Annotated in this window: 12 protein-coding genes; 2 read left to right on the plus strand and 10 right to left on the minus strand. The window is 64.1% G+C overall.

Annotated elements, in window-relative coordinates; translation table 11 throughout:
- Positions 1 to 9 precede the first annotated feature (9 nt).
- Positions 10 to 1,488 (plus strand): Asp-tRNA(Asn)/Glu-tRNA(Gln) amidotransferase subunit GatB, encoded by a 1,479-nt coding sequence (gene gatB / locus LPB04_RS02320; RefSeq protein ID WP_227496725.1) that lies wholly within the window; start codon positions 10 to 12, stop codon positions 1,486 to 1,488.
- 68 nt (positions 1,489 to 1,556) lie between these two features.
- On the opposite strand, the gene LPB04_RS02325 is transcribed toward gatB, so the two are convergent.
- From LPB04_RS02325 to LPB04_RS02340, 4 genes are all read right to left on the minus strand, one after another.
- Positions 1,557 to 2,093, minus strand: coding sequence for an ABC-type transport auxiliary lipoprotein family protein (locus LPB04_RS02325; RefSeq protein ID WP_193687203.1), 537 nt, complete (start codon positions 2,091 to 2,093; stop codon positions 1,557 to 1,559).
- Between the two features lie 33 nt (positions 2,094 to 2,126).
- The gene (locus tag LPB04_RS02330; RefSeq protein WP_193687204.1) at positions 2,127 to 2,579 is read right to left on the minus strand and encodes a hypothetical protein; all 453 of its coding nucleotides are present in this window, start codon (positions 2,577 to 2,579) and stop codon (positions 2,127 to 2,129) included.
- Between the two features lie 219 nt (positions 2,580 to 2,798).
- Complete coding sequence (pyrE, locus tag LPB04_RS02335; protein ID WP_193687205.1) at positions 2,799 to 3,461, minus strand: orotate phosphoribosyltransferase; 663 nt, start codon at positions 3,459 to 3,461, stop codon at positions 2,799 to 2,801.
- 72 nt (positions 3,462 to 3,533) lie between these two features.
- Positions 3,534 to 5,711: a hybrid sensor histidine kinase/response regulator gene (locus LPB04_RS02340; RefSeq protein ID WP_227496593.1), complete on the minus strand. Its 2,178-nt coding sequence runs from the start codon at positions 5,709 to 5,711 to the stop codon at positions 3,534 to 3,536.
- A gap of 211 nt (positions 5,712 to 5,922) precedes the next feature.
- On the opposite strand from LPB04_RS02340, the gene LPB04_RS02345 reads away from it, so the two are divergent.
- Entirely contained in the window at positions 5,923 to 6,693 is a 771-nt protein-coding gene (locus tag LPB04_RS02345; protein WP_193687207.1) for an exodeoxyribonuclease III, read from the plus strand.
- On the opposite strand, the gene LPB04_RS02350 is transcribed toward LPB04_RS02345, so the two are convergent.
- From LPB04_RS02350 to LPB04_RS02375, 6 genes are all read right to left on the minus strand, one after another.
- A complete protein-coding gene (locus tag LPB04_RS02350; RefSeq protein ID WP_193687208.1) occupies positions 6,674 to 7,609 on the minus strand; it encodes a pseudouridine synthase in 936 nt (311 codons plus the stop codon). The genes LPB04_RS02345 and LPB04_RS02350 overlap by 20 nt on opposite strands.
- Before the next feature lie 13 nt (positions 7,610 to 7,622).
- Positions 7,623 to 8,507, minus strand: coding sequence for a M48 family metallopeptidase (locus LPB04_RS02355; RefSeq protein ID WP_193687209.1), 885 nt, complete (start codon positions 8,505 to 8,507; stop codon positions 7,623 to 7,625).
- Positions 8,508 to 8,578: 71 nt separating this feature from the next.
- Positions 8,579 to 9,193, minus strand: a complete 615-nt coding sequence (gene metW / locus LPB04_RS02360) for a methionine biosynthesis protein MetW (RefSeq protein ID WP_193687210.1) — start codon at positions 9,191 to 9,193, stop codon at positions 8,579 to 8,581.
- A complete protein-coding gene (metX, locus tag LPB04_RS02365) occupies positions 9,190 to 10,341 on the minus strand; it encodes a homoserine O-succinyltransferase MetX (protein WP_193687211.1) in 1,152 nt (383 codons plus the stop codon). Before metX ends, metW begins: the two co-directional genes overlap by 4 nt.
- Before the next feature lie 72 nt (positions 10,342 to 10,413).
- Positions 10,414 to 12,168, minus strand: a complete 1,755-nt coding sequence (gene ptsP / locus LPB04_RS02370) for a phosphoenolpyruvate--protein phosphotransferase (RefSeq protein WP_193688833.1) — start codon at positions 12,166 to 12,168, stop codon at positions 10,414 to 10,416.
- Positions 12,169 to 12,203: 35 nt separating this feature from the next.
- Positions 12,204 to 12,473: an HPr family phosphocarrier protein gene (locus tag LPB04_RS02375; protein ID WP_193687212.1), complete on the minus strand. Its 270-nt coding sequence runs from the start codon at positions 12,471 to 12,473 to the stop codon at positions 12,204 to 12,206.
- Positions 12,474 to 12,479 lie beyond the last annotated feature (6 nt).

Consider the following 12,479-nt stretch of genomic DNA (forward strand, 5'->3'; position numbering starts at 1 on the left):
CCGCACAGAATACAAAGAGAGAACACCATGCAATGGGAAGTCGTCATCGGTCTTGAGAACCACGTCCAGCTCACGACCAATTCGAAAATCTTCAGCGGCAGCTCGATCCAGTTCGGCGCCGAGCCGAACACGCAGGCGAGCCCCGTGGACCTGGCCCTGCCGGGCGTGCTGCCCGTGATGAACAAGGGCGCCGTCGAGCGCGCGATCCGCTTCGGCCTGGCGGTCGGCGCGAAAATCGCGCCGCAATCGGTCTTCGCCCGTAAAAACTATTTTTATCCGGACCTGCCGAAGGGCTACCAGATCAGCCAGTTCGAAGACCCCGTGGTCCAGGGCGGCACGATCACCTTCGGCTACGAGAAGGACGGCAAGCTGGAGACGAAGACCGTCAACCTGACCCGTGCCCACCTCGAGGAAGACGCCGGCAAATCGCTGCACGAGGACTACGCCGGCATGACCGGCATCGACCTGAACCGCGCCGGCACGCCGCTGCTCGAGATCGTCTCAGAACCGGAAATGCGCAGCGCGAACGAGGCCGTGGCCTATGCCAAGGCCCTGCACGGCCTGGTCATGTGGCTGGGCGTCTGCGACGGCAACATGCAGGAAGGTTCCTTCCGCTGCGACGTCAACGTCTCCGTGCGTCCGCTGGGCCAGCAGGAATTCGGCACCCGCTGCGAGATCAAGAACCTGAACTCCTTCCGCTTCATGGAAGAGGCGATCCACTACGAAGTGCGGCGCCAGATCGAGCTGATCGAAGACGGCGGCAAGGTCCAGCAGGCTACGCGCCTGTGGGACCCGGACCGCAAGGAAACCCGCGCCATGCGCTCGAAAGAGGACGCGCAGGACTACCGCTATTTCCCGGACCCGGACCTGCCGCCGCTGATGATCGACGAGGACTGGATCGAGCGCGTGCGCGCCGACATGCCGGAACTGCCGGAAGCCATGCGCAAGCGCTTCGCCGGCGACTACGGCCTGCCGGAATACGACGCCCTGATCCTCACCTCCTCGCAAGGCATGGCGGCCTATTACGAAGCCGTCGTCGCGAAAGCCGGCAAGGAAAACGCCAAGGCGATCGCCAACTGGATGATGGGTGATGTGTCCTCGACCCTGAACCGCGAAGGCGTCGACATCCTCGACTCGCCGGTCGAGGCGTCGCAGCTGGCGCTGCTGATCCGCCGCATCGCCGACGGCACGATCTCGAACAAGGCCGGCAAGGAAGTGTTCGCGGCGATGTGGGAAGCCAAATCCCTCGACGAGAACCTGGCCGACATCGTCATCGAACAAAAAGGGCTGAAGCAGATTTCGGACACGGGCGCGCTGGAAGCGATCGTGGACGAGGTGCTGGCGGCAAATGCGAAATCGGTCGAGCAGTACCGCGCCGGCAAGGAAGCGGCGATCAACGCGCTGATCGGCCAGACCATGAAGGCCTCGAAGGGCAAGGCGAATCCGGCGCAGGTGACGGAGCTGCTCAAGAAGAAACTGGCGGGCTGAGTCAGCTGGTATCGATAAAAAAACCGGAGCATGCTCCGGTTTTTTTTATTGCCGATCCAGACGATGCATCACAGATTGGCCGCGCCGATGCGCTCCAGGCCGATGCTGATGTTTTTCTTGATCGCGCCGGCGATCGACATCTTCGCGCGTTCGGCGCCGACGAAGGCTTCGCTGCCGCCGGTGGTGTGCTCCGTCTTGATCGCCTCCTGCCACACGACCGCGCCGGTGTCGGCACGCTTGAGCGTCCAGCCGGCTTCCACCTTGGACGTCATCGCGATGCCAAACGATGGGGTCTCGAGGTTAAAGACCTGCACACTGAGCTGGTAGTCCGCGCCCGCGTTCTTGACGTCCGCGAAGGCTTTCGAGGAGACGATGGCGTCGCTCAGCGCGGCGCGCAATTCGGCCTCGGTGATCAATGCCGCCAGCGGCGAGCTCGGCATCGGCATGGTCGTCACGGTCACCGATTGCGGATGCTGCCTGGCCAGTTTCACCGGCGCCGGGGTCAATTCCTGGTGCGTCATCTGCGAAGCGCAGCCGGTCAGGGTGGCCACTGCCAGGAGAGCCGGCAGCAGCAGGAAACGGCGCGCGATGGAAATCATATTCATGTTCATGTTCAGGCCTCGATATAAAAGTGGGATTTACTTCTTCGGTGCGGATTGAATATTGGCCAGGACTTCCTCGACCATTTCGTCCGGCGATTTGCGCGTCAGGGAGGTATGCAGCGAGTTACCGGTCGCGATCGGGAAATTCGATTTCGGATCGCGGAAGTTAATCGTCAGCTCGATCATGTACATCGTGATGTCCCACATCCATTTATCGATATAGGTCACCGAAATGTCGGTGGCATAGGGCGTCGGCATTTCCGGCCCGGTAGTCACGACATAACCCTTGCTTTCGAGCTTGGTCTTGATGAGCTGGTTGATGTTGTTTTTATCCTTGTCGTGCTTGACCACATAAGCGGTCTTGATTGCCGACAGGTCGGCGCCCGGCGACAAGGTGGCGCTGGCGCGGTTGACGGCGCAGCCGGTCATCAGGGACATGATCCCGACCACGGCCAGGACGGGAATGAGGCGTTTTACTGCTGAAAACATGTTGAATCCCTCTAAGAATTGCCCTGTAGCCGGGCGGATTATTTTAGTTCTCTGCCGACAACACATTCTGCAAAGAAATTCGATTATATTCTTTTAGCAATATTATTTGCGCACCCGGGATCATTATTTTTTTATAAGCGGCAGACGCTCGCCCAAATAAAAAAACCGGAGCGCCGCTCCGGTTTTTATCGATACCTCGTTGTTTCAGGCTTTAGCGCATCAGATCCCGTAACGCGTGCGATACGCCGCCACCGCATCCTTGTGCTGGCCCAGTTCGGCGCCGGCGCCCTCGCCCGACAAATAAGTAAACAGGTCGTCCAGGCTGGCGATCGAGATCACGGGAATGCCGAACTCGCGCGCCACTTCCTGCACGGCCGAGTTTTCCGACAATGCGCCATCCTTGCCCGAGCGCTCCATGCGGTCGAGCGCGATCAGGACGGCGGCCGGTTCCGCGCCGGCGGCGCGGATCATCGCGACCGATTCGCGCACCGAGGTGCCGGCCGAGATCACGTCGTCGACGATGACGACTTTGCCTTTCAGGCCGGCGCCGACGATGGTGCCGCCTTCGCCGTGGTCCTTGGCTTCCTTGCGGTTGTAGGCGTATTGGGTGTTGCGGCCCTTGTCGGCCAGGGCAACGGCGGTGGCGCTGGCCAGGGTGATGCCCTTGTAGGCGGGGCCGAACAGCATGTCGAATTCGACGCCGGAGTCGAGCAGGGTCTGGGCGTAGAAGCGGGCCAGCTGGCCGAGGGTGGCGCCGTCGTGGAACAGGCCGGCGTTGAAGAAGTACGGCGAGAGCCGTCCGGCCTTGGTCGTGAATTGACCGAATTTCAATACTCCGGTCTCGACCGAAAACGCAATAAACTCCTGGCGCAGATTGTTCACGCAGCTCTCCCTGTATTCGAAAGCCCGTATTTTAATCTGCGCCGGGCCTGACGACGACAAGCGGCGCCGTTTTCAGTCCTCGGCCAGGCGCGCTACCTGGTCGGGCGTGATCGGTTTCACCAGGTGGCGCTCGAAGCCGGCGGCCTCGCTACGCGCCTTATCGGCATCCTGGCCGTAGCCCGACAGCGCGATCAGGCGGCACGGGTGCTCGCCCAGCAGCGCGCGCAGGCGCGTGCCCAGTTCGTAGCCGTCGAGGACCGGCAGGCCGATGTCGAGCACCGCGATGTCCGGCCGCATGCGCGTGGCCGCACCCAGCGCGCTGGCGGGGTCGTGGAAGACCTCGACCGCATGACCGTAGGCGCCCAGCAGCATGCCGAGGGTCTCGGCCGCATCGACGTTGTCGTCGACGACCATGATGCGGCGTCCCGTCGCCGGCGCCGGCGGCGCGGCGGCCGGTTCGTCCGCGCTTGCCGGGGCCACCGCGTGCACCGGCAGGCGCACGACGAATTCGCTGCCGCAGCCCGGTCCCGCGCTGTGCGCCTCGACCGTGCCGCCGTGCAGTTCGACGATATTTTTCACCAGGGCCAGCCCGATCCCGAGGCCGCCTTCGACGCGGTCGACGCTGCGCTTACCCTGGAAGAACAGGCCGAAGACCTGGGACAACATCTCGGGCGCGAGGCCGATGCCGTTATCGCGCACGCCGATGCGCAGCCAGCCGGCGCCATCGCGGCGCGCCGACAGCGTGACCGCGCCACCGTTGTCGGTGTAGCGCGCGGCATTGGTGAGCAGGTTCGAGACCACCTGCGCCAGGCGCGTCGGGTCGCCCTCCCACTCCATGCCCTGCTCGACCTCGACGGACAAGTGGTGGCCGCGCTGCTCCAGCAGCGGGCCGGCCATCTCGACCGCCTTGGCCAGCGGAGCGGCGATGTCGCCGCGTTCCGATTTCAGTTCGATCTGGCCGCGCGTGGCGCGCGCCACGTCCATCAGGTCGTCCACCAGGCGCACCAGGTGCTCGACCTGGCGCTCGATGATCTCGCGTTCGCGCAGGGCGCTCGGCTCGGCGCGCATGCGCATCAGCTGCAAGGCGGTGACGATCGGCGACAGCGGATTGCGCAGCTCGTGCCCGAGCATGGCGAGGAATTCGTCTTTCGTGCGGTTGGCGCTGGTGAGTTCCTCGATCAGGCGCTCGCGCTCGGCGCTGGCACGCTCCAGGCGGGCCAGGGCTTCGTCGCGCTGGTGGCGTTCGGTGGCGTCGCGCGTGAAGCAGCGCGTGTAGCGCAGCTTGCCGTCCTCGAAGCAGCCGTTCGAATGGATCAGCACGTGCTTGACCGAGCCGTCCTTGCAGCGCAGGCGCGCCGGCTGGTCGATCAGGGTGCCGCCCGAGCACAGGGTCGCGAGGATGCCGTCGATGACGTCGGCATCGACGTGGAACTCGGCGATGTGGCGCCCGACGTATTCTTCCCAGCGGTAGCCGAGCATCTGCAATTCCGCCTTGTTGGCCCACAGGATGGTGCCGTCGGCGCCGACCCGGTGCAAGCCCTCGGCCGCGTTCTCGACGAAATCGGCGAGTTCCTGTTCGCGCCGCTGCAGGGCGCGCTCGGCTTCCTGGCGGCGCGCCACCTCGGCGTCCAGCGCCATCGCCTTGCGCTCCAGCCTGGCCAGGTGGAGGGGTTGACCCATCACGTCGTGCAGCGCGCCGGCCGGGTTGTGGCTGCAGGCATGCTGGTGCTCGGCACAGACCTGGTCGAACTGGGCGGCGAATTCGGCGTTCGGGAAAGCCTGCCACGGATAGGCGCAGAACAGGGAAAAGCGCACCTCTTCGGACAGCGCGTTCCACAGCTGCTCGAGGCGGATCGCGGCGCTGTAGTTCCCGTCGGCGCACAGCAGGGCGACCATTTCGCCGAAGGCGTGCAGGGTGCCTGCATGTTGCCCAAGCCGGGCCTGCGCCTCGCGAATGACCGCCTTGAAGCGCCCCTCGTCCGGCTGGCCGGCGACCATCAGGCGCTCGAGCGTCGCGCGGGCGTCCAGGAAGACCAGGCGCGCGGCGGCGTCGCCGTGTTTCAGGCCTGCGCGCAAGGCCTGCGCATGCTCGGGTGTCGCGATGACCAAACCGGCGCCGCCGATCGACAAGGCGGCGTCGATGAACCCGGCGACCTCCTCCATCAGGAGGGCGTCGTCGTCGTAGAAACGCACGATATGCGCGTTGTCTTCATGGTTCTCCTGCGGCGCTGCGTCATCGTGAATGAGCACTATCGTCCTTCCTTTGGTTGCCGGCGCAAACTGAATGTGTCCGGCCGTAAGGGTCAAGTTTAACAGAGTCATGCTGAGCAGGAATGCGCCGGGCGCTTTCCGCTGTGCACATCGAGCAACAGGCGATGGCATGCCGGCCATGCGGAAAAGCGCTACACTAGCGCCCTGCCGCATGCTCCCATGCAAGAACTCCACTTCTCTTCTCTGATCCATGCCACGAATTATTTCCGCGAACCTGAACGGCATCCGTTCGGCGCACAAGAAAGGCTTTTTCAACTGGCTGGCGTCGATCGACGCCGACTTCGTCTGCGTACAGGAACTCAAGGCCCAGGAAGCCGACATGACCGAGGAATTCCTCCGTCCGCACGGCTACCACGGCCATTTCCACTACGCCGAAAAGAAGGGTTATTCGGGTACCGGCGTGTATAGCCGCCTGGCCCCGGACAACAAGCGCATCGGCTTCGGCTGCCAGGAATTCGATGCCGAAGGGCGCTACACGCGCTGCGACTTCGGCAATCTCACCGTGATCTCGGTGTACTGCCCGTCGGGCTCGTCCTCGCCCGAGCGCCAGCTGGCCAAGTTCCGCTTCATGGAAGTGTTCCTCCCGCACCTGCAGGAGCTGAAGGCCGAAGGCCGCGAAGTCGTCATCTGCGGCGACTGGAACATCGCGCACAAGGAAATCGACCTGAAAAACTGGAAGAGCAACCAGAAGAACTCGGGCTTCCTGCCGGAAGAACGCGCCTGGATGACGCGCCTGTTCGACGAACTGGGCCTGGTCGACGTCCACCGCACCGTAGCGCCGGACGCCGCCGATTACACCTGGTGGAGCAACCGCGGCCAGTCATGGGCGAAGAACGTGGGATGGCGGATCGATTACCACGTCGCCACCCCGGGCATTGCGGCCAAGGCGCATACGGTGTCGGTGTACAAGGACGAGCGGTTCTCGGATCACGCCCCACTGATCATCGACTATCACCTGTAGGCCAATCCAGCGTGCGTTCGCTATGGAACGTACGCTTCTCCCCGCTCAAGGGATCGTCGAAACTGATCGAGCGCGCCAGCAGTTGCAGGGGCGCTGAAAAATCGTCACCCTTGCAGGGCAGCGCCACCGGATAAAAGGCGTCGTTCAGGATCGGCGCGCCCAGGGACGACAAGTGCAGCCGCAGCTGGTGCTTGCGGCCCGTGTGCGGGTGCAGGCGGTAGCGGACGATATCGCCGCGGCGCTCGATCACCTCGATCAGCGTCTCCGAATTCGGCTCGCCCGGCACCTCTTCGCTGACGAAAAACTGGGCCGCGTCCTGCATGCGGCTGCGGTAGGTGAAGGGGAACTCCCTGCCCTCGATCGGCCCGGCCAGCGCCTCGTACACTTTTTTCACCACCCGCTTCTGGAACATCGACTGGTAGCTGCCGCGCGTCTCCAGCTTGTGCGAGAAGATCACGACGCCCGCCGTTTCGCGGTCCAGGCGGTGGATCGGGGTGAGATGCGGCAGCTCCAGTTGCGCTTTCAGGCGCACCAGCAGGGTCTCGTGCAGGAAGCGCCCGGTCGGGATCATCGGCAAAAAATGCGGCTTGTCGACGACCAGCAGGTGCTCGTCCTGGAACAGGATCTTTTCCTTGAACGGGATCGGCGTTTCAAGCTCGTCGAGCTCGCGGTAGTACCAGATGCGCATGCCTTTACGGACGTGGCTGTCCGCTCCAAGTGGCGCCCCAAGGGCGTCGACCACCTCGCCACGCTGCAGCCGCGCGGCCCAGGAGTCGACCGTCACGTCTGGAAAGCGTGCGGCGAGAAAACGCAGCATGCCGCCGGCCAGCGTCTCGGTCAGCCACAGGTAGCTCGGCGCGACGCCGTTACGTACCGGCAGCGGGACATAGGAATTGGCTTCTGCCTGGCGCCCCATCGTACGAGGTCCCTTATTCCAGCGCGACGTTGGTGCGGTAAGGCGGCAGGCGGTTCACGCTGGTGCCCTTGCTGCGCGCGTAGAGCGGCAGCAGCACGTTCATGTGCTGTTCCATGTCCTTGATGCGGGTTGCGCCGCCCGGGTGGGTAGACAGGAATTCCGGCGGCGCGCCCTTGTTCAGCATCGCCATCTTGCGCCACAACGCCACGCCCGCGCGCGGGTCGTAGCCGGCGCGCGCCGCGATATCCAGGCCGACGAGGTCCGCCTCGCGTTCCTCGTCGCGCGAGAATTTCAGGACGACACCCTGGCCGATCATGCCGGTCACGGTATTCGTGATGCTCGGGTCGATGCCGAAGATGGCTGCGCCGAGCGCGCCGGCGCCGCGTGCCACCATCGAGGTGATGCCGGATTTCGCCGCACGTTCGCGGCCATGCTCGCGCAGCGCGTGGGCGACCTCGTGGCCGATGATGGCGGCCATTTCGTCGTCGGTCAGTTTCAGCTGGTTGATGATGCCGGTAAAGACGCCAATGCGCCCGCCCGGCATGCAGAAGGCGTTCACCTGGGGCACGTCGAACAGGTTGACTTCCCAGTCCCACTTCTTGGCCGATTCATTCCAGCGCGGCGCATAGGGAATGATGCGCTGGCTGACGGCGCGCACGCGCTTCGTCTGTGGGTCGGTGGCGGGGACCAGGGCGCCCTTCTGCTGTGCTTCCGCGAGCATCGCCTGGTACTGCTGGGCGGCCTGCTCGTCGAGCTGCTCTTCCGGAACAAGGACGCGCACGCGCGAGAGCGGCTTGACGGCGATGCCGTCCTGGACGACTTTTTCCTGGGCGGCCTGCGCGCCGCCGAAGCTGGCGAACAGGGCGAGGCAGAGTGTGAGGTGTTTGAGTTTGTTCATGGTGGTGGCCGGTGTGCTGTTTTTGTCAACAGTATCGTCGCAGAAAAGGGCGGATGGGACCGCACGATACCTTATCCCCGCTTCGCCTTCTTCTTCAACCGGAACACCGCCAGGCTCCCGCGCAGGTTCGGCAGGAAGGTCACGGGCTTGCCGTCGGCCAGCGCCACATACTCCAGCACCTCGAGCCCGCACTCTTCCGCCAGCTCCTTGAAATCGTAAATGGTGGCGCAGCGCACGTTCGGCGTGTCGTACCACTGGTAGGGCAGCGAGCGCGAGACCGGCATCCGGCCTTTTAACAATGCAAGCCGGTGCGGCCAGTAGGCGAAATTCGGGAAGGAGACGATCGCCTCGTTCCCCACGCGGACGATGTCGCGCAGCAGGGCTTCGACGTGCTGCATCATCTGCAGCGAGGACAGGCACAGCACCGTGTCGAAGGAGTTGTCGCCGAACAGGCCCAGCCCCGCTTCCATGTCGTGCTGGATCACGTTGATGCCGCGCCGCGTACTTTCCAGTACCTTGTCGTCGGCGATCTCGATGCCGTAGCCGGTGCAGCGCTTGCCCTTTTCCAGGTAGCGCAGCATGGCCCCGTCGCCGCAGCCGACATCGAGCACGTGGGCACTGTCGCCCACCCAGTGCGCAATAAACGCGAGGTCGGGCCGCAGCGTCGTCAGGTCTTCGAATTTCATACGGCCTCCCCTGCGGTTTGTTCCCAGATGCGGTCGTAATAGGCCCGCACCACACCCATGTAGCGCGCGTCTTCCAGCAGGAAGGCGTCGTGCCCGTGCGGCGCGTCGATCTCGGCATAGGTCACCTGGCGCCGGTTCGAAATCAGCGCTTGCACGATTTCGCGGCTGCGCTCGGGCGAGAAACGCCAGTCGGTGGAGAACGACGCGATCAGGAACTGGGCGCGCGTCGTCGCCAGGGCCTTGGTCAGATCGCCGCCGTGCTCGCGCGCCGGGTCGAAGTAGTCGAGCGCCTTGGTGATCAGCAGGTAGGTGTTGGCGTCAAAATATTCCGAGAATTTGTCGCCCTGGTAGCGCAGGTAGGATTCGATCTCGAAGTCGATGCCGAAGTCGAATTTGTAGTCATTCGTTTCGGCCGCGTTGCGCAGTTTCCGGCCGAATTTCTCGGCCATGTCGTCGTTCGACAAATACGTGATGTGGCCGACCATGCGCGCGACTTTCAGGCCGTTCCTCGGCACCACGCCGTGCTCATAAAAATCGCCGCCGTGGTAGTCCGGATCGGTGAGGATGGCCTGGCGCGCGACGTCGTTGAAGGCGATGTTCTGGGCCGAGAGTTTCGGCGTCGAGGCGATCACGATGCAGTGGCGCAGGCGCTCGGGGAATTTGATGGACCAGGACAGCGCCTGCATGCCGCCGAGCGAGCCGCCCATGACTGCCGCGAACTGGTCGATGCCGAGGCGGTCCGCCAGCCGTGCCTGGGCGCTGACCCAGTCTTCGACCGTCAGCAGCGGAAAGGCCGCGCCATAGGGTTTGTTCGTGGCCGGGTTCAAGTGCATCGGGCCGGTCGAGCCGAAGCAGGAACCGAGGTTGTTGACGCCGATGACAAAAAAGCGGTCGGTGTCGACCGGCTTGCCGGGGCCGACCATGTTGTCCCACCAGCCCAGGTTTTTCGGCGCGTCGGCATAGGTGCCGGCGACGTGGTGCGAGGCATTGAGCGCATGGCAGATCAGCACCGCGTTCGATTTGTCGGCGTTGAGCGTGCCGTAGGTTTCATACATCAGCGTGTAGTCGCCGATCTGCGCGCCGCTTTGCAACAGCAAGGGCTCGGCGAAATGCATTGCTGACGGTGAGACGATTCCAATGGATCCCATGAGACTTTCTTGTACTTGTGTTGTTGGCGGCCGCTTTGTACATCATGGCCGCCTTCGGTGCTCGGTGTTCTTCTAATTGAGCTGGAGCTGTTCGACCGCTTCGAGGATCTCGGCCGGCTCCATCGAGCGCATGATGCGCCGCATTCGCGGGGCGATCTGGGCGAGATCGGCGTTCAGGATTTCCTGTTTCACCGACAGCAGCTGCGCCGGATGCATCGAGAACTCGCGCAGTCCCATGCCGAGCAGGAGACGGGTGAGCTTGATGTCGCCCGCCATCTCGCCGCAGACGGCGACGTCGATGCCGGCCTTCTGCCCGGCTGCGATCGTCATGCCGATCAGCTGCAGCACCGCCGGATGCAGCGGGTCGTACAGGTGCGCGACTTCGTAGTCGACGCGGTCGATCGCCAGCGTGTACTGGATCAGGTCGTTGGTGCCGATCGAGAGGAAGTCCATGCGGCGCACGAACATCGGCAGCGCCAGCGCCGCGGCCGGGATCTCGATCATGGCGCCCACTTCGACCTGCTCGTCGAACTTGACGTTCTGCTCGCGCAGCTGGGCCTTGGCCTGCTCCAGGATGTTCAGGGTCTGGTCGATCTCGAAGGCGTGCGCCAGCATCGGGAACAGGATGCGCACCTTGCCGAAGGCGGAGGCGCGCAGGATAGCGCGCAGCTGGGTCAGGAACAGCTGGGGCTCGGCCAGGCAGTAGCGGATCGCGCGCAGGCCGAGCGCCGGGTTCAGGGCCGTGTGCTCGGTCGGGTCGAGCGGCTTGTCGGCGCCGACGTCGAGCGTGCGGATCGTCACCGGACGGCCCTTCATCGCCACCACGGCGCGCTTGTACTGCTCGAACTGTTCTTCCTCGTCGGGCACGCGCAAAGCATGCGCGCCGCGGCCCATGAACAGGAATTCGGAACGGAACAAGCCGATGCCGGTGGCCCCGGCGTCGAGCGCATGCGGGCAGTCGTCGGGCAGCTCGATATTCGCCATCAGCTTGATCGCGGTGCCGTCTTTCGTCACGGCCGGCGTCTTTTTCAGCTTCAGCAGGCGCTTGCGCGCTTTCACCAGGGCCAGCTGGCGCGCGCGGTACTGCTCCATCACCAGCGGGCTCGGATTGCAGATCACGACGCCGGCATCGCCGTCGACGATGACCCAGTCGTCCTGCTCGATCAGGCGCGAAGCCTGGCTCATGCCGACCGAGGCCGGGATGTCGAGCGAACGCGCGACGATCGCCGTATGCGAGTTCTGGCCGCCGACGTCGGTGACGAAGCCGATGAAGGAGCGGTCGCGGAAGGCAAGCATGTCGGCCGGCGAGATGTCGTGGGCGACGACCACCATCTGCGGCGCGTAACCCTCGTCGCCGGCCAGCACCGGGGGCACCGACAGGGCGGTGCCCATCAGGACTTTCAGGACGCGCTCGGCGACCTGCTGGATGTCGTGCTTGCGCTCGCGCAGGTAGGGATCTTCGATCTCGTCGAACTGGCTCGAGAGCTCGTCGATCTGGGTCACGAGCGCCCATTCGGCGTTGTAGTGGCGCGAGCGGATGATGTCGAGCGGCGCTTCGGAAATCATCGGGTCGGACAGGATCAGCGCGTGCACGTCGATGAAGGCGCCCAGTTCGGTCGGCGCGTCCTTCGGCAGGTCGGTCCACAGCTCCTGCAGGTTGCGGTGCACTTCGGCGATCGCGTCCTGCAGGCGCTTGACTTCGGCTTCGACCTGCTCTTCCGGAACGAGGTAGTGCTTGACGTCGAGCGCGGCCGGCGTGAGCAGGTGCGCGCGCCCGATCGCGATTCCGCGCGAGACGGGGATGCCATGGAGCGTGAACGACGCCATCGAGGGTCCTGAACGGTAGCGGCCCGATTCCGGCATTACTCGCCTTCGCCGAACTTGTCGTTGACGAGGGAGGACAGCGCGGTAATGGCGTCCTGTTCGTCGGCGCCGTCGGCCTCGAGGGTCACTTTGGCGCCCTTGCCGGCGGCCAGCATCATCACGCCCATGATCGACTTGGCGTTGATGCGGCGGCCGTTGCGGGTGAGCCAGACTTCGCTTTTGTATTTCGCGGCCAGCTGGGTGAATTTGGCGGATGCGCGGGCGTGAAGGCCCAGTTTATTGATAATTTCAAGTTCTTGTTGAATCATGTTTTC

It is taken from the genome of Massilia litorea (assembly GCF_015101885.1).
Taxonomy (GTDB): Bacteria; Pseudomonadota; Gammaproteobacteria; order Burkholderiales; family Burkholderiaceae_D; genus Telluria; species Telluria litorea.